Genomic DNA, 16806 nt, shown 5'->3' with positions numbered 1-16806 from the left:
TCAGAAGCGCGACTGCCGGACGTTCAGCTCGACGTCGCGACCGGCGCCGACGTCGAACGTGGTGACGTAGGTGGCGTAACCGGGGGCCATCACCACGAGCTCGTGCCGGCCGGGCGCGACGTCGCTGATGCGCAGCCGCCCGCTGCCGTTGGGAAGCGTGCCGACCTGGCGGCCGTCGAGGAAGACCATGGCGCCGCCAATGTTCCCCTGCACCGTCACGGTGGCGCTCTGAGCCCTCAGCTGCGCGTTGACGGTGCGGTCCTGGTTGTTGCGGACGTCGAAGCTCACGGTGGTGGTGTCGTAGCCGGCCAGTTCGAAGCGGGCGGTGTAGTTGCCGACCTCGAAGCGCACCTGCCCCGTTGGGGTGGTCCCCACGTAGCGGCCGTCGACGTACACGTCGGCGCCGCTCGGGGAGCTCGTGAACGAGGCCGTGCCGGCTCGGCGCTGCTGGTTGAGGCGCGCGTCGACCGACGCGGTGCGCCCCGCCCGCACGTCGACGGTGGTGGCGTAGGTATCGTAACCGTCGCTCTCGACGGTGACGTCGTGGCGGCCGACGGTGGCGCCGTAGGTGAGCGGCGTGTAGCCGATGAAGGTGCCGTCGAGGTAGACGGAAGCGCGCGCCGGGGTGGAGCGGACGTCGATGGTCCCGTACTGCGGCTCGGGCTGCGAGGAACCCTGCCCACCCACGCGGTAGAGCACAGTGTCGGAGACCCACTCCGCTTGCGGCACCGGGCGGACGACGATGGCGAAGCTCTGGATGAAGCCCTGCTCGCCGATGCTGGACTGCGCGAACAGGTCGCTCTCGCGCTGGAAACGCGCCAACGTCGAGGTGTCGAGGCGGGTCTTACTGGCGATGGCGATGACCTTCGAGAGGCCCGTTGGCGGCGCGATGTTGAAGACGTAGCGCGCGCCGGAGGGCGGGAAGGTGCGCGTCTCGCCGCCGTTGACGTAGTTGGAGCTGTCGTAGCGGTTCGGGAAGATCTGGGTGACGTCGCCGTTCGGGCGGACGTCGAAGACGTAGACCCAGGACGACTCGTCGGGGCGGACGCTGATCCTGACTTCCTCGCCCAACTGGTAGGTGGGCGTCCCGTTGCCCGACGTGTCGCGGTCCAACCAGACCTGCACGCCGAAGCTGGGTGCGGGGTTGACGACGATGGCCTGTGGGCTGACCACGAATCCTTGAGCGAGCACGGTCGAAGCTACTGCGAGCAGCAGGATGGTCGAGAGCGTTCTCTTCATGACCTGCCCCCTTTCTGGTGGAAGCCTAGCACCGCGTTCCTGACCGGCATGATGGGGGCCTTAAAGCCTTCTTCATGGTCCGCGGGGCCCGGCCGGATAACATCGCTGCATGCATCACGCTCCCGAAGCCCCCGCCCGCCGCCGCGGCCAGCGTCGGCGCGCCCACCTGGCCGCCCTCGCCCTCGCGCTCGCGCTGCCCCTCGCGACGGCTCAGGAACTCGACGTGACCACGGTCCTCGACAACGTGACGGCCGCGGCACGCGCGCTGGACGATGCCTCGTTCCTGCTGACGGGCAAGCTCGTCGACACCGACGGAACCACCATCACCCTGGAGATCGAGATCGAGGTCGTGCCCCCCGAGAGCCTGGCGCGCGCCTACATCGTGCAACCCGACGCGCTGGCCGACAACGAGATCGTGCTGGACGGCGCGGCCGTCTACAACTACACCTTCCTGACCAACCAGGTCATGATCTTCGACGCCGACGACCCCGACGCCCTGGGCGGACTCCTACCCAAGGGCGAGGACGGCGCCAGCGCCGAGATCTCCTTCGACCTGGGCGCCATCTTCGCCGGGTACGACGCCAAGCTGGTCGACGTCGAGGCGGGCGAAGCCGGCGACGTCTACGTCGTCAACTTCACGAACAAGGACCAGACCGCCCAGATCCTCGACGTCAGGGCGCGCATCGCGGCCTCTGACTGGCTGCCGCGGCAACTGGTGTTCATCCAGAAGGACGGTCACGTCCTGGCGGAACTGAACGCCGAGAACCTCATGCTCGACCAGGGCCTCGACCCCGCCGAGGTCCGGCACCTGCCCGACGACGCCGAGGTGATCGACAACCGGCACTGAGGCGAGCGGCGCGCCCTTCGCGGTGGCCAGGGCCCCTGGGAAGGGCGCGCCCTCAGCCGACCATCTCCTCGGGCACGACGGCCGCGTCGAACTCGTCGGCGCTGAGGTAGCCGAGGGCGAGCGCGGCGGCCTTCAACGTCGTGCCCTCGCGGTGCGCCTTCTGCGCGATCTCGGCCGCCTTGTAGTAGCCGATCTTGGTGTTCAGGGCCGTGACGAGCATGAGCGAATCGTCCAGGTGCTGCCTGATGCGGCGCTCGTCGGCCTCGATGCCGTCAACGCAGTGCACGCGGAAGCTGTTGGCGGCGTCGGCCAGCAGGTTGGCGGACTGCAGCAGGTTGTAGATCATGACGGGCTTGAAGACGTTCAGCTGGAACTGCCCCTGGGTGCCCGCCAGGCTGACGGCGGCGTCGTTGCCGATGACCTGGGCGCACACCATGGTCAGCGCCTCCGCCTGGGTCGGGTTCACCTTGCCCGGCATGATGCTCGAGCCGGGCTCGTTCTCCGGCAGGCGCAACTCCCCGATGCCGCAGCGCGGCCCTGAGCCGAGCAGCCGGATGTTGTTGGCCACGGCGAACAACGCCACGGCAGCGCGCTTGAGGGCGCCGGAAGCCTCGACCACGGCGTCGTGGGCCGAGAGCGCCTCGAACTTGTCGTCGGCCGTGCGGAACGGCAGCCCGGTCAGGTCGGCGATGACCTCGGCGACCCGCCCCGCGAAGCCCGGCGGGGTGTTCAGGCCCGTGCCCACGGCGGTGCCGCCCAGCGCCAGCTCGGCGAGGTGGGCGAGCGTGGCCTCGATGGCCTCGACGCTCTTGCGGACCTGGGTGGCGTACCCACCGAACTCCTGACCCAACGTGAGCGGTGTGGCGTCCATCAGGTGGGTCCGGCCGATCTTGACGATGCGGCCGAACTCGTCGGCCTTGGCGGCCAACGCGGCCTGCAGGGCGCGCAGCTCGGGCAGCGTCCGCTCCGCCAACACGCGGTAGGCGGCGATGTGCATGGCGGTGGGGAACGTGTCGTTCGACGACTGGCTCTTGTTCACGTCGTCGTTGGGGTTGAGGGGCCGCTTGCTGCCGCGCGGCTCGCCCATGAGCTCGCTGGCGCGGTTCGCGACGACCTCGTTGACGTTCATGTTCGACTGCGTCCCCGACCCCGTCTGCCACACGACGAGCGGGAACTCGTCGTCGAGCTCGCCGGCGGCGATCTCGTCGCACACCCTGGCGATGAGGTCGACCTTGGCGCGCGGGAAGTCCGTCAGTTCGGCGTTGGTGATGGCCGCCGCCTTCTTGAGGACGGCGAACGCCCTGATCACCTCGATCGGCATCCGCTGCCCACCGATCTTGAAGTTCTCGAGCGAGCGTTGCGTCTGCGCGCCCCAGTAGCGTTCCTCGGGCACCTGCACCTCGCCCAGGGTGTCCTTCTCTACGCGGTAAGCCATCTGGTCCTGCCTCCGTTGGGTCGCCCCTGCCGGTCGCGGCGGGGCGCGCTCCCCATGCTACCCAGCCGCGTGCCGTTGGGCGGCCCGCGCCGCGGCGGGGCGGCCGCTCACGGCTCGAGCGCGAACCGCAGCGCCGCCGCCATGCCGTTGCGCCAGTTGGTCCAGTTGTGGCCGGCGTGGCGCTCCACGTAGCCCGTCGCGACGCCGCGTGACCGTAGTGCCGACGCCGCGCGCCGGTTCACGTCGGTGAGCCACTCGATGGTGCCTACCTCGAGGTACCAGCGGGGCGGCAGGCGCGTGGCCGGGTCGGCCAGCCTCGCCAGCAGCCACGAGTCTCGGGTCGCGTAGAACTCCCTGTGGACGGGCTCGCCCAGGAAGGCTCCCGACAGGGTGACGACGGCCGCGGTCATCTCGGGGCGCCGCAACGCGGCACCGGCCGACACGAGCCCGCCGAGGCTGGCGCCCAGCCAGACGTGGCGGCCGGTGCTGGGCCCAACCCGCTCGAGCGCCGGCGGGAGCTCCTCCAGCAGGAAGTCGAGGTAGGCGTCGGAGAAGCCGTACTCGGCGCGCCTGTCCACCGGCTCGACGAACGCGAACCGCGCCGCGCGCGCCTCCCCCGTCCGCGCCAACGCCTCGCCCACCACGTGCAGCCCGGCCAGGCGCTGGAAGGCGACGCCGTCCTGCACGACCACCAACGGCAGCTCCGCGCCGTCATGGCCGTGGGGGGTGTAGACGGCCACGCGCCTGAGCTGCCCCTCGAGGGCGTCGCTGGTGAGCCGCAGGCGGCTGAGCCGGCCGCGTTCGAAGCTCCTGTCGGGCGTGGCGAGCGGGTCGGGTGCGTAGGCGGGCCCGGTGAGTGCGCTGGCGTCCGGGTACCACGGGTTGTCGGCGCGGACCGGGTTGGCGGGGTCGGCGCGGATCTTCCCCTGGGCGTCGATGAAGCCGTACTCGAAGTAGGCGTCCTCCGGGAACTCGAACTCGACCCGGCGAGGCGCCCGCTGCGGCAGGCTCGTGGGGGCGCGCCACATGTCGGTCGCGTCCGACGCCAGCTGCTCGGCCCAGTCGGGCACCATCACCGTGCGCTTCACGCGCACCCCAGCCCGCTCGTCCCGGAGTGTGCACCCATGCCGAGGTCTCCCTCCCGCTTCGTCACGCCGAGAGTGTAGCCCGTGGCGCCCGGTGGGCCGGGGTTAGACTCTGCTCCATGACGCACCACCCTTACGACGACGTCTCGTTGGCCGCCCTGCGGGAGCGGCCAGGAGCGAAGTGGACGCTGTTCCCCGCCGACGTGCTGCCCCTGTGGGTCGCCGAGATGGACTACCCGTTGGCGGGCGCCGTCAAGGACGCGATCCGCGCGAACCTCGACGCCAACGACCTGGGTTACCCGGCGTTCAGCGGCGCGCCCGGGCTTCGCGAGGCGGTCGCCGAGCGCCTCAGCCGCAGGCACGGCCTGAGCGTCCTTCCCGAGGAGGTCGAACCTCTGCCGACCACCGGCGCCGGGCTGGGCCTGGCCGCACGGGCGTTCGCGGGACCGGGAGACGAGGTCCTGCTCCTCACGCCGCTCTACCCGCCGTTCAAGAAGGCGGTGGAGGGGGCCGGGCGCGTGCCCGTCGAGGTGGAGTTGCGGCGCGAGGCCGAAGGCTACGCCATCGACTTCGCTGCCTTGGAGGCGGCCGTGACGCCGGCCACGCGCCTCCTGATGCTGTGTAGCCCTCACAACCCCATCGGCAAGGTGTTCAGCCGCGCCGAGGTTGAGGCGTTGGCGGCTTTCGCGCTCCGCCACAACCTGTGGGTCGTGAGCGACGACCTGCACGCCGACCTCCTGCTCGACGGCAAGCACCTGCCGCTCGCCGCCGTCTCGCCGGAGATCGCCGCGCGCACCCTCACGCTTTACGGACCCACCAAGGCGTTCAACATCCCGGGCCTCAAGATCTCGTTCGCGGTCTCCAAGAACCCGGCCATGCTCGCGCGCCTCACGGCCGCCGGCGGCGGGTTGGTGCCCGCGCCCAACGTGCTGGCGCAGGTGGCCACCATCGCGGCCTACCGGCACGGGAACGACTGGTTGGAGAGCACTCTCGGCTACCTGCGCGGCAACCGCGACCGCGTGGTGAGTTTCGTGCGGGAGCGCCTGCCGTCGGTGGGGGTGCATTCGCCGGCCGCCACCTACCTCGCGTGGCTCGACCTCCGGGCCACCGGGCTGGGCGACGCGCCCGCCAAGGCGCTGGCCGAGCGCGCGAAGGTGGGCCTCAACGAGGGCTCGGATTTCGGGAAGGGCGGCGCCGGTTTCGTCCGCCTCAACTTCGCCACGTCCCGCACGATCCTCGACACCGCGCTGGAGCGACTGGCGTCGGTGCTCTAGCGGCGAGGCCGGCGGGCGGCACCGGGTCCGGCCCGGGGCGGACGGGGCGGGTGGAAAGTGGCTCACGGTAGCGGGGTGCCCACGTTGCGCCTGGCGCCCGGCCTGGAGGCGGCGCTCAGGTCGGGCCATCCCTGGGTCTACCGCAACCACCTGCCGGAGCACCGGTTGCGGGGCGGCGACTGGGTGCGCGTCGAGGCGGGGCGCGCCGCCGCCTACGGTCTGTTCGACGCCAACGGCGCCATCGGCGTGCGCCTGTTCGGCGGCGAGCGACCCACCGCGAGCGCGCTCGCGGCTCGCGTCGCCGACGCCCTCGAGTTGCGCTCGGGGCTTGCCGTGGACGGGACCGACGCCTACCGGCTCCTGAACGGCGAGGGCGACTACCTGCCTGGGGTCGTCTGCGACCGCTACGGCCGCTACGCGGTCATGAAGCGCTACGCCGCCTCCGTCGATCAGCTGCTGCCTGGCCTTGCCAAGGAGGTGGGTTCCCGCCTCAAGTTGAAGGGCGTGGCCCTGCGCGGCGAGCTCGACGACGACCCGGAGGCGGCGGGAGTCGGCAGGCAGGCGGGCCTCAGCGCCCTGTGGGGCGAGCTGCCGCCACCCAAGCTGACGGCCAGCGAGAACGGGTTGCGGTTCGTCGCCGACCCGTGGCTGGGCCAGAAGACGGGGATGTTCCTCGACCAGCGGGACAACCGGCAACTGGTGCGGCGCCTGGCGGCGGGACGACGCGTCCTCAACCTGTTCGCGTACCACGGCGGCTTCAGCGTGTACGCCTTGGCGGGAGGCGCGCGCTCCGTCGTAAGCGTCGACGTGTCGCGCGGCGCCCTCGAGGCGGCGGAGGAGAACGTGCGCCTCAACGGGCCGTTCCAGGGCGAACACAGCGCACTGGCGGCCGACATCTTCGCGTCGCTGCCCGTGTGGGCCGAGGCTGGGTCGCGTTACGACCTGGTCATCCTCGACCCGCCGGCGCTGGCGAACGCGGCCTCGCAGCGGCGCCGCGCTCACCGCGCCTACCTGAAGCTCAACCGCGACGCCTTCCGCCTCGTCACCCCGGGGGGGCTGCTTGCCACCGCGTCGTGCACGGCGCAGGTGTCGCCCGAGGCGTTCAGGGAGGTGGTTGCCGAGGCGGCGCTCGCGGCCGGCGTGCGCGCCCAGGTCGTGGCCGAGCACGGCCACGCCGTCGACCATCCCGTGCCGCTGTCGTTCCCGGAGGGGCGTTACCTCAAGTTCGTGGTGTTGCGCGTGTTGGCCTGAAGCCACTCGACCATCAGGCGCTTGAAGCGCTGCGGCGTGCCGGTGCCCGGGTCGTCGTGGTGCAGCTCGTGGTAGCCGCCCGGCAGCTCCTCGAGCCGCACGAGGGGGTTGGCGGCCGCCAGGCGCCGGGCGCCTTCCGGGTCGGCGATGCCGTCGGCGGTGCCGACCACCACCAGGGTCGGGACCGTGAGGGCGTCGGCGTGCGCCAGCAGGTCCCTGCCCTCCTCGAGCATGGTGTGACCCGCGTTGGCGCGCACGCCGCCGTGGTAGACGAGCGGGTCGTTGCGGTAGCGCGCCACCTCATCGGGGTCGCGCGATATGAGGCGCGCGTCCAGGGCGGCGACGGGGAGGTTGGGCAGGAGGCGCGCGATGACGCCGGCGAGCGCGCCCAGGAGGGCCGGGCGCTTGACGGCGTCCTGCAGGAACGGCGAGGAGAGCGCCAAGGCGGTGACCTCGGCTGGGTGGCGCGTGGCGAAGCGCAGGGCGATGGCGCCTCCCATCGAGTGCCCGAAGAGGAGCACGGGCAGCTGGGGGTCGGTGGCGCGCACGAGCCGGAACAGCTCCTCCAGGTCGGCGAGGGTGCGTCCGAAACCGGGCACGCCGCCGGGCACGCCGGGGCTCTCGCCGTGGCCGCGCTGATCGAACGCGACCGCGTCCCAGCCCGCCTCCTGGGCGCTGCGGGCGAGGTCGGCGTGGCGGGTGGCGTGCTCCCCGTAGCCGTGCACGATCACGAGCGCCCCGACGGGCCGCTCGGGCCGCCAGCGGTACAGTGCCAGCTTGGCGCCGTCCGGCCCCGTCAGGGTCGACCGCGCGGGCATGAGCGGCGCTTTCAGCGCTCCTCCCCTCCGGGCTCAGCGCCGGCGAGGGAGACGCTCACGTCCTCCATCACCGGGTTCGCCAGCAGGTCGGTGGCCAGCTCCTCGACCTGCTCGAGCACGGCGCCATACTCGCCGGTGGCGTCGAGCAGTATGCGCTTGCCCACCCGCACGTTGGCGACGTTGTCGTGGCCCAACCGCCGCAGCGTGGCCTCCACGGCCCGCCCTTGCGGGTCGAGGATGGAGCGTCGCAGCATCACGTCGACCTCGGCGCGCCACGAGGCCCCATGCGCCGGCGCGTGCGCGTGGGCGTGCCCGCCGTCCGCCTCGTCGTCGAGGCCGCCGCGGCGGAGGATGGCGTCGTCCTCGGCCGTCCCCTCCGCCACGCGGCGCGCCACCTCCTGGTACGCCTCCTCGACGCCGCCGAGGTCGCGCCGGAACCTGTCCTTGTCTAGCTTCTCACCCGTCGCGAGGTCCCAGAGCCGGCAGGTGTCGGGGCTGATCTCGTCGGCCAGGAGCACCTCGCCGTCGGCGCTCGTCCCGAACTCGAGCTTGAAGTCGACGAGGTCGAGGCCGCGGGCGGCGAAGTACGGCACGAGGAGGTCGTTCACCTGCGTGGTCAGCTCGAACATCTCCTCGAGCACCTCGGGCGTGACCACGCCGAGCGCGACGGCGGCGGCGTCGTTGATGGGCGGGTCGCCGAGGGCGTCGTCCTTCAGGCACCACTCGACCACCACCGGCTCGAGCACTCCCCCCTCCGGCACGCCGTAGCGCTGCGCGAACGACCCGGCCGCGCGGTTGCGGACCACCACCTCGAGCGGCACGATGGTGACCGCCTCGACGAGCTGCTCGCGGGGCGAGAGCAACGCCTCGAAGTGCGTGGGCACGCCGGCGCGCTCGAGGAACTCGAAGATGCGCGCCGACACGCCGGCGTTCACGACGCCCTTGCCCTCGACCGTCCCGCGCTTGCGGGCGTTGAAGGCGGTGGCGTCGTCCTTGAACTCGACGACGTACCGGCCCGGGTCGGTGGTGGCGTAGACCTTCTTGGCCTTACCCTCGTAGCGCAGTTCCGTGCGTTGCGGCTTCACTCCAGGATGATAGCAGGCGCTCAGAGACCGTTGCGGGCGAACACGTCGTCGACGAAGCGCAGGTACCAGTCGGGGCTGAAGGCCGCCTCCAGCTGCTCCGAGGCGAGCGGCACCTCGGGTTCGGCGGCGAGGATGTCCTTGAGGCGTTCGCCCGTCTCCCAGCAGCGCAGGCTCGCGCGCTGCACGAGGGCGTAGGCGGCCTCGCGGCTCATGCCGGCCTCGATGAGCAGGTGCAGCGCGCGCTGCGAGTAGACGAGGCCGCCCAAGGCGTCGAGGTTCTCGGCCATGCGCGCCTCGTCGACGACGAGGCCGTCGAGCACGCTCGCCAGGCGCCTGAGGGCGTAGACGGCCAACGACGTCGTGTCGGGCAGGATGACGCGCTCCGCGGCGGAGTGGCTGATGTCGCGCTCGTGCCAGAGCGCGACGTTCTCGAGGGCCGCTTGCAGGTTGGCGCGCATGAGGCGCGCCACGCCGGTCAGGTTCTCGCTGGCGATCGGGTTCTTCTTATGCGGCATGGAGGAGGAGCCGGTCTGCCCCTTCGCGAAGCCCTCCTGCGCCTCCCGCACCTCCGTGCGTTGCAGGTGCCGTATCTCCAGGGCCACGCGCTCGATGCTCGTGCCCACGATGGCGAGAGAGGCCATCACCTCGGCGTGACGGTCGCGCGCCACCGTCTGGTTGGTGATGGGGTCGGGCGTCAGCCCCAGGCTTGCCGCCACCGCCGCCTCGATCCCCGGCGGGACGTGCGCGTAGGTGCCCACCGAGCCCGACAGCATGGCCACGGAGATGGCCTCGCGCGCCCGCTCGAGGCGCGCCTCGTCGCGGCCGAAGGCGGCGGCGAAGTTCAGGAACTTGAGCCCGAAGGTCATCGGCTCGGCGTGGATTCCGTGGGTGCGGCCGACGCAGGGCGTGTGGCGGTGGCGTTGCGCCAGCGCGAGGAGCCGCTCGCGCACGGCGCGAACCTCGGCCAGGACGAGAGCGAGCGCGCGACGCAGGATGAGGTTCTGGGCGGTGTCGACCACGTCCGTGCTCGTCAGGCCGTAGTGGACGTAGCGCGCGCCCGGGCCGAGGCGCTCGCTGAGCGCCCGCGTGAACGCCACGATGTCGTGGCGGGTCTCGGCCTCGAGCGCGGCCACGCGCTCCGCGAAGGCGTCGTCGAGGGGGGCGTGGGCGGCGGCGGCGCGCAGGCCCGCGGTCGTGCCCGCCGGCACCTCGCCCACGGCCTCCCACGCCTCGGTGGCGGCGAGTTCCACCTCGAGCCAGGTGCGGTAGCGCTCCGCCTCGCTCCACAGGCGCCGCATGTCGTGCGTGGTGTAGCGGTCTATCATCTGGCGGCAAGCTACCACGGGCCCGGTCCGGCTCCGCGCCACCCCGTCGTCCCCGCGGGGCCCGGGGCGGGCTCGCCGGCGGCCTGGCCGTCGCGGGGTCGGGCCCGCGAGCAGCGGGGCAAGTGGTAGAATCGCGTGTCAGGCCGCCTACTGCGCGCGCGGCACCCGGCAACCACTCACCGCACCCCTGCTGGCCCCGTTAGGCCCGGGCCGGTTCCGGCGTGGTGCCTCGCCGAGCGGCCGGTAGGCTTCGGAGGTCACGTTGAACGAAGGACAGGTCGTCCCGGTCCAGATCACGGACGAGATCAAGACGAGCTTCATCAACTACGCCATGTCGGTGATCGTGGAACGCGCGCTTCCCGACGTGCGTGACGGGCTCAAGCCCGTGCAGCGGCGCATCCTGTTCGCCATGCACCAGATGGGGCTCGCGTCGAACCGCAAGCACTCCAAGAGCGCCGGCGTGGTGGGCGAGGTCATCGGCAAGTACCACCCGCACGGCGACGCGGCCATCTACGAGGCCATGGTGCGCCTGGCGCAGGATTGGAACCTGCGTTACCGGCTCGTGGACGGTCAGGGGAACTTCGGCTCCATCGACGGCGACCCGGCGGCGGCCTACCGCTACACCGAGGCGCGCCTCACCACCGTGGCCGAGGCGATGTTGCAGGACATCGACAAGGAGACCATCGATTTCCGCGACAACTTCGACGGCACCCTGCAGGAGCCGACGGTGCTACCCGCCTCCGTCCCGAACCTGCTGGTGAACGGCGCCGCCGGCATCGCGGTGGGCATGGCCACCAACATGGCGCCCCACAACCTCGGCGAGGTCGTCGACGGCCTGCTGGCGATGATCGAGGACCCGGCAATAGAGACCACCGAGCTCATGCGCCACGTGCACGGCCCCGACTTCCCCACCGGCGGCATCATCGGGCGCGAGGGCATCAGGCAGGCGTTCGAGACCGGGCGCGGCTCCATCCGCGTGCGCGGCCGCGCCCGCATCGAGGACCACAACCAGAAGACGGCCATCGTGGTCACCGAGATCCCCTACCAGGTGAACAAGACGTCGCTCATCCAGAACGTGGCACAACTGGTGCGCGGCAAGAAGATCGAGGACATCAGCAACATCCGCGACGAATCGGACCGGCACGGCATGCGCATCGTGTTCGAGCTCAAGCGCGGCAGCATCCCCGAGTTGGTATTGAACCAGCTCTACAAGTTCACGCAGTTGCAGACCACGTTCGCCGTCAACAACGTGGTGATCGTCGACAACGCCCCCCGCGTCCTCTCCCTCAAGGAGATGCTCAGGCATTACCTCGATCACCGCGTGGTGATCGTGAGGCGCCGCTCGGATTTCGAGCTGCGCAAGGCGCGTGAGCGGGCCCACATCCTCGAGGGCTACCTCATCGCCCTCGACAACCTCGACGCCGTCATCGCCCTCATCCGCGCCTCGAAGGACGGGCCCGAGGCCAAGGCGGCGCTCATGCGCGAGTTCGGGCTCTCCGACCCGCAGGCGCAGGCCGTCCTCGACATGCGCCTCCAGCGCCTCACGGGCCTCGAGCGCGAGAAGATCGACGAGGAGTACCGCGGCCTCCTGGAGGAGATCGCGCGCCTCACGCTCATCCTCGAGGACGCCGCCGAGCTGTGGCGCGTGATCCGGCGCGAGCTGCTCGACGTCAAGAAGCAGTTCGCCGACCCGCGCCGCACGCTGATCACCGACCTCACCGACGACATCGACAAGGAGGACCTGATCGCCGAGGAGACGGTGGCGGTCACCCTCACGCGCGGCGGCTACATCAAGCGCACGGCCATCAGCGCCTACCGCCAGCAGGCGCGCGGCGGGCGGGGCGCCACCGCCGCCAAGGCGAAGGAGGACGACGTCAACTCGATCCTCCTAGTGGGCAGCACGCACGACTTCCTCCTCTTCTTCACCGACCGCGGGCGGGTGTACCGCGAGAAGATCTACGATGTGCCCGAGTTCGAGCGCGCCGCCCGCGGTGGCCACATCCGCAACCTGCTCCCGCTGACGGACGGCGAGAACGTGCAGACCGTGTTGTCGCTCAAGGACCTCGACCAGGACGGCTACTTCGTGTTCGCCACGCGTGGCGGCCTTGTGAAGCGCACGCTGATCCGCGAGTACGGCAACATCAACGCGGCGGGCCTCGTCGCCATCAACCTGCTGGACGGCGACCAGTTGGTGGCGGTGCGCATCACGGACGGCAACGCGGACGTGATCCTCGGCACGCAGGACGGCCAGGCCATCCGCTTCGCCGAGGAGGGCGCCCGCGAGACGGGTCGCGCCACGCAGGGCGTCATCGGCATCCGCCTCCGCAAGGGCGACGCGGTGGTCAGCCTCGCCGCCATCCCCGCCGCGCAGAGCGAGGGGGCCGAGCTCCTGAGCGTCACGGAGCAGGGCCTCGGCAAGCGCACCCCGCTCGCCGAGTTCCCCGTGCAGGGCCGCGGTGGGCAGGGGGTCATCGGGCACCGCCTGTCGGATCGCACCGGCGCCATGGTCACGCTGGAGCCGGTCACGGGCACCGAGGAGCTGTTCGTCCTGTCGGAGAACGGCATCCTCATCCGCACCGCCGTCAAGGAGGTCAGCTCCTACGGGCGCGCCACGCAGGGCGTGAACATCATGCGCCTCGGCGAGGGCGACCGCGTGGTGGCCGCCGGCGTCATGCCGAGCGAGGAGGAGCTGGCGCCGCTCGGTTGAGCCACCCGGGGAGGACGCCTTGGTACTATGCCGGCGTGCTCCCCATCTGGCTCGATTGCGACCCCGGGCACGACGACGCCATCGCCATCTTCCTCGCGGCGCAGCGCTCCGAACTCGTCGGCATAAGCGTGGTCAGCGGCAACGCGCCGCTGACCCTCACCCAACGCAACGGGCTCGTCGCCTGCCAGGTGGCAGACGTCCGCGCGCCGCTCCACGTCGGCGCCGCCAAGCCGCTCGTCCGCGCCGCAGAACACGCCGAGTACATCCACGGCAAGTCGGGCCTCGACGGCCCGGAGCTCCCGGCGCTCACGCGTGGCGCCGCCGAGCTGCCGGCCGTGACGGCCATACTCCAAGCCGCGGAGGCGCGCGACGACCTGTGGCTGGTGGCGGTCGGACCGCTCACCAACGTCGCCCTCGCCCTCCTGCTGGAGCCCGGACTGGCGCAGCGCCTGGCGGGCATCAGCGTCATGGGTGGAGCCTACGGTCCCGGCAACGTGACCGCCGCCGCCGAGTTCAACATCTGGGCCGACCCCGAGGCGGCCCAACTCGTGTTCGAGTCCGGCGCCAACATCGTCCTCGCCGGCCTGGACCTCACCCACCAGTTCATGATGGAGCGCAAGCGCATCGCCCAGATCCGCGCGCTCGGCACTCGCACCGCCACCTTCACCGCCGACCTGCTCGAGCACTTCGTCGCGGCCTACGCCGCGTCCTACGGCGCCCCGCTCGGGCCGCTCCACGACCCCTGCTCCGTGCTGGCGGTCACCGACCCGCACCTGTTCGAGTCGGAACGCCGCCATGTGGTCGTGGAGTGCGAGGGCACCGTCACGCGCGGCATGACCGTCGTGGACCGCCGCACCGGCAAGCGCACCGCGGCGCCGAACGCCACGGTGCTCACCAAGCTGGACGACGCCGGCGCGTTCCAGGTCCTGATGGACGCGTTGGGGGCGTCCAGGTGAGAGCGGCGCCGCGCGGCGCTCGCGGCGCAGAGCCGCATAGCACCGCCATGGTCGAGTTCCGTCACGTCACCAAGACGTACCCGCGCACGCACACCCACGCCCTCAAGGACGTCGACTTCCAGATCGCCAAGGGCGAGTTCGTGTACGTGACGGGCCACTCGGGGGCGGGCAAGTCGACGCTCCTGTCGCTCATGCTCAGGCGCGTGGTGGCCAGCGAGGGCACCGTCAGCGTCGGCGGGCAGGACGTGGCCCGCCTGGCCGAGTCGAGGCTACCGCTGCTGCGGCGCAGCATCGGCATGATCTTCCAGGACCACCGCCTCCTCGGGCACCTGTCCGCGCTCGACAACCTCATGTTCGCGCTGCGCGCCACGCAGGCGCGCGGGAACCACGAGCAACGCGCCATGACGGTGTTGCGGCAGGTGGGCCTCGTCCACAAGCGCAAGGCCTACCCCATCGAGCTCAGCCTCGGCGAGCAGCAACGGGTGGCCATCGCGCGCGCGATGGTCACGGACGCGCCGCTCCTCCTGGCAGACGAGCCGACCGGCAACCTTGACCCCGACACGGCCCTGGAGATCATGGAACTCCTCGACGACATCAACCTGCGCGGCACCACCATCCTGGTGGCCACGCACGCCCGCGACCTCGTCGACAGCTACAAGCGGCGCACCCTGGTCCTGCGCAACGGCGAACTCGTGCGCGACGACGCGCGCGGCGGCTACTCGCTCTGACCCGTCAGAGTTGCATCACGCTGAGCTCGAGCCGCTCGTCGTCGAGGAGGAGCTCGAGGAACTGCAGCTTGCCGAGGGCGTCGATCATCGCGAAGCCGTTGTCGCGGTCGACGTAGACGCCGTCCTTCATCACGGTGTGGCCGTACACGCCGAAGCGGTGGCCCGCCTGCTTGACGAGTTCGGGCTTGTTGTACCACCAGGTCTTCGTGTCGGGGTCGTGGTAGAAGAAGTCGTCGAAGACCTGCATGCCGGGCAGCGGTCCGGCGTGCGCGAACTGCACCCCGTGGTGGACGACCTCGCGCGGCATGCTGCCGAACCAGTCGTTCAGGTCCGCGGGCAGCTCCACCCCGCCCTTGGCGGGGTCGAACTCCACGTGACGCATCCCGCCCCTCGTCGACAGCTCGTAGCGATGGTCGCGCGCCGCCTCGTCGTGGTTACCCAGGATGACGGTCACGTTCCCGGCTGCCTGGTCGACGTAACGCTTGAAGCGGTATAGCTCCCTGATCTGCGCCTTGGCGGCGCGCCGCAGGTGATCCGCGTCGTCCGGGTCGTACGGCTCCACCCCGACCGCGTTGGCGTAGTCGCGGGCCTCCTTGTAATGCACCAGGTCGCCCACACACACCACCCGGTAGCGGCCCTCGATCACCGCCTGGGTGGGCTCGAGCGTGGCGGTTGCGGCCGCCGACGCCTTGAGGACGCGCCACAACTCGGGCCACTGGCCGTGCACGTCACCGATGGCGATAACCTTTATCACGCGGCCGCCCAGCGGTCGGTCATGGGGCCCCGACCCCCGGCAACATCGCCCTCAACCGCCCGTAGAGTTCGCGCGACTCCTCGGGCGTGCGGCCGTAACCCTGGTACCTGATCACGAGCCGCGCCGCCTCCTTGCCGAGCCCGAGCTCCTTGAGCCGCTCGACCAGCCTCTCGATCACCTGATGCCCCGCACCCGCACCGGCGTTGCCGTTGCGCGCCTCGAGCCGCTGCTCGAACGCCAGGGTGCCACCGTCGCCGGCGGCCGGCTCCAGCGCCGGACCTCCGGCTCGGCCCTCGACCGCGCCGACACCCTCGCCTGCCCGTGGACCGGAGGGCACGACTCCCCTCCCCGCAACGACGGGCTCGGGCAGGTAGAGGGGCTCGTTCGACTCCGGGTCGAAGTCGACCCAGTAGCTCTCGTGCTCGGTGACGAACGGCAGGCCCAGCCCGAACGAGCGGGCGCAGGCCGCGAGGGCCAGGTCGCCGCTGCTCGCCACGCCGACGGCCAAGGCCGGCACGACGACGGCCCGGGTCACCCCCTGCAGGGTGAGGTTGGCGACGAGCGCGGAGGCGCCGAGCGGCGCCAGCGTGAACGACCAGCCGAGGGGGCCGCACTCGGCGTCGAGGCGAGCCGTCACGGCCTCGCGAGCGGCGTACAGCAAGAGTCGGGCGCGCGCGCCCCCCGGCGCGCCCTCCGGCGCGCCCTCCGGCGCCACCTCCGCCACTCCCCACGTCGCGGCGTCGGGCGGCAGCGGGAGCGCGAGTCTGGCAGCGACTTCGGCCTGCACGAAGGCACTATAGCAGCGTCCCAGTCGGACGCGACGCGAAGGAAGCCACGTGGGATGACCGCCCGCGAGGCGGGTCATGGCGTGCGGTAATGTGAGCGCATGTCCACTTCCCGCGCCGCCCCGAAGCCGGCGAGCGTGCTCCCGAAGCTGATGGGGCCGCCCGCAGCCGCCCTGCTGAGGTCGAGGCTCGTCGCCGCCATCCTGCTGGCGCTGCTCGGCGGTCGGGCGTTGGCGCAGGCCGCCCCGACGGTCGGCCTGGACGCCTACCAGTACGAGGTGGGCCAGGTCCTGCACCTGAGCGGCGCCGCGCTGGCGCCCGACGCCGCCTACCGCGTCACCGTCACGCCGGCGGGCGAACCGTCTCGCGCCACCGAGGTGCGCACCGACAGGTCCGGCGTGCTGCGCTTCAGCACGCCCCTCGAGAAGCCCGGCGACCACACCGTCAGCGTGCGGGGCCCCGGCCTGAACGCCAGCTTCACCGTGACGGTCACCGCACCCCCGGGAACCGCCGGTGG

Annotated in this window: 15 protein-coding genes; 7 read left to right on the top strand and 8 right to left on the bottom strand. The window is 71.5% G+C overall.

Features of this window, described 5'->3' with window-relative positions; translation table 11 throughout:
* On the bottom strand, positions 1-1239 hold the full coding sequence (locus H3C53_03330; protein ID MBW7915707.1) for a PEGA domain-containing protein: 1239 nt from the start codon (positions 1237-1239) through the stop codon (positions 1-3).
* Between the two features lie 109 nt (positions 1240-1348).
* Here H3C53_03330 and H3C53_03325 point away from each other — a divergent pair, with 109 nt between their 5' ends.
* On the top strand, positions 1349-2086 hold the full coding sequence (locus H3C53_03325; GenBank protein ID MBW7915706.1) for an outer membrane lipoprotein carrier protein LolA: 738 nt from the start codon (positions 1349-1351) through the stop codon (positions 2084-2086).
* 52 nt (positions 2087-2138) lie between these two features.
* On the opposite strand, the gene fumC is transcribed toward H3C53_03325, so the two are convergent.
* The gene (gene fumC / locus H3C53_03320; protein ID MBW7915705.1) at positions 2139-3521 is read right to left on the bottom strand and encodes a class II fumarate hydratase; all 1383 of its coding nucleotides are present in this window, start codon (positions 3519-3521) and stop codon (positions 2139-2141) included.
* 107 nt (positions 3522-3628) lie between these two features.
* Entirely contained in the window at positions 3629-4615 is a 987-nt protein-coding gene (locus H3C53_03315) for an esterase family protein (protein MBW7915704.1), read from the bottom strand.
* A 110-nt stretch (positions 4616-4725) separates the two neighbouring features.
* Here H3C53_03315 and H3C53_03310 point away from each other — a divergent pair, with 110 nt between their 5' ends.
* The gene (locus H3C53_03310) at positions 4726-5880 is read left to right on the top strand and encodes a putative C-S lyase (GenBank protein ID MBW7915703.1); all 1155 of its coding nucleotides are present in this window, start codon (positions 4726-4728) and stop codon (positions 5878-5880) included.
* 75 nt (positions 5881-5955) lie between these two features.
* The gene (locus H3C53_03305) at positions 5956-7131 is read left to right on the top strand and encodes a class I SAM-dependent rRNA methyltransferase (GenBank protein ID MBW7915702.1); all 1176 of its coding nucleotides are present in this window, start codon (positions 5956-5958) and stop codon (positions 7129-7131) included.
* Here the strand turns inward: H3C53_03305 and H3C53_03300 are convergent.
* From H3C53_03300 to H3C53_03290, 3 genes are read right to left on the bottom strand one after another with little or no spacing between them, the layout of a single operon-like run.
* On the bottom strand, positions 7095-7949 hold the full coding sequence (locus tag H3C53_03300; protein ID MBW7915701.1) for a lysophospholipase: 855 nt from the start codon (positions 7947-7949) through the stop codon (positions 7095-7097). The genes H3C53_03305 and H3C53_03300 overlap by 37 nt on opposite strands.
* Positions 7950-7960: 11 nt before the next feature.
* Positions 7961-9034, bottom strand: coding sequence for a phosphoribosylaminoimidazolesuccinocarboxamide synthase (locus tag H3C53_03295; GenBank protein ID MBW7915700.1), 1074 nt, complete (start codon positions 9032-9034; stop codon positions 7961-7963).
* Between the two features lie 20 nt (positions 9035-9054).
* Positions 9055-10359: an adenylosuccinate lyase gene (locus H3C53_03290; GenBank protein MBW7915699.1), complete on the bottom strand. Its 1305-nt coding sequence runs from the start codon at positions 10357-10359 to the stop codon at positions 9055-9057.
* A 262-nt stretch (positions 10360-10621) separates the two neighbouring features.
* On the opposite strand from H3C53_03290, the gene gyrA reads away from it, so the two are divergent.
* From gyrA to H3C53_03275, 3 genes are read left to right on the top strand one after another with little or no spacing between them, the layout of a single operon-like run.
* Complete coding sequence (gyrA, locus tag H3C53_03285; GenBank protein MBW7915698.1) at positions 10622-13066, top strand: DNA gyrase subunit A; 2445 nt, start codon at positions 10622-10624, stop codon at positions 13064-13066.
* Between the two features lie 35 nt (positions 13067-13101).
* Complete coding sequence (locus tag H3C53_03280) at positions 13102-14022, top strand: nucleoside hydrolase (protein MBW7915697.1); 921 nt, start codon at positions 13102-13104, stop codon at positions 14020-14022.
* Positions 14023-14069: 47 nt separating this feature from the next.
* Complete coding sequence (locus H3C53_03275; GenBank protein ID MBW7915696.1) at positions 14070-14750, top strand: ATP-binding cassette domain-containing protein; 681 nt, start codon at positions 14070-14072, stop codon at positions 14748-14750.
* A gap of 4 nt (positions 14751-14754) precedes the next feature.
* Here H3C53_03275 and H3C53_03270 read toward each other — a convergent pair whose 3' ends face one another.
* Together H3C53_03270 and H3C53_03265 are read right to left on the bottom strand one after the other, a co-directional pair.
* Complete coding sequence (locus H3C53_03270) at positions 14755-15501, bottom strand: metallophosphoesterase (GenBank protein MBW7915695.1); 747 nt, start codon at positions 15499-15501, stop codon at positions 14755-14757.
* 22 nt (positions 15502-15523) lie between these two features.
* Entirely contained in the window at positions 15524-16291 is a 768-nt protein-coding gene (locus H3C53_03265) for a hypothetical protein (GenBank protein ID MBW7915694.1), read from the bottom strand.
* Positions 16292-16390: 99 nt separating this feature from the next.
* Here H3C53_03265 and H3C53_03260 point away from each other — a divergent pair.
* The coding region (locus tag H3C53_03260) for a hypothetical protein (GenBank protein ID MBW7915693.1) at positions 16391-16806 on the top strand (416 nt) is incomplete at its 3' end.

The organism is Trueperaceae bacterium (genome assembly GCA_019454765.1).
In the GTDB taxonomy this organism is placed as follows: Bacteria; Deinococcota; Deinococci; order Deinococcales; family Trueperaceae; genus JAAYYF01.
The sequence above is the reverse complement of the archived record's forward strand: the minus strand, read 5'-3'. Positions and strand labels throughout refer to the sequence as shown.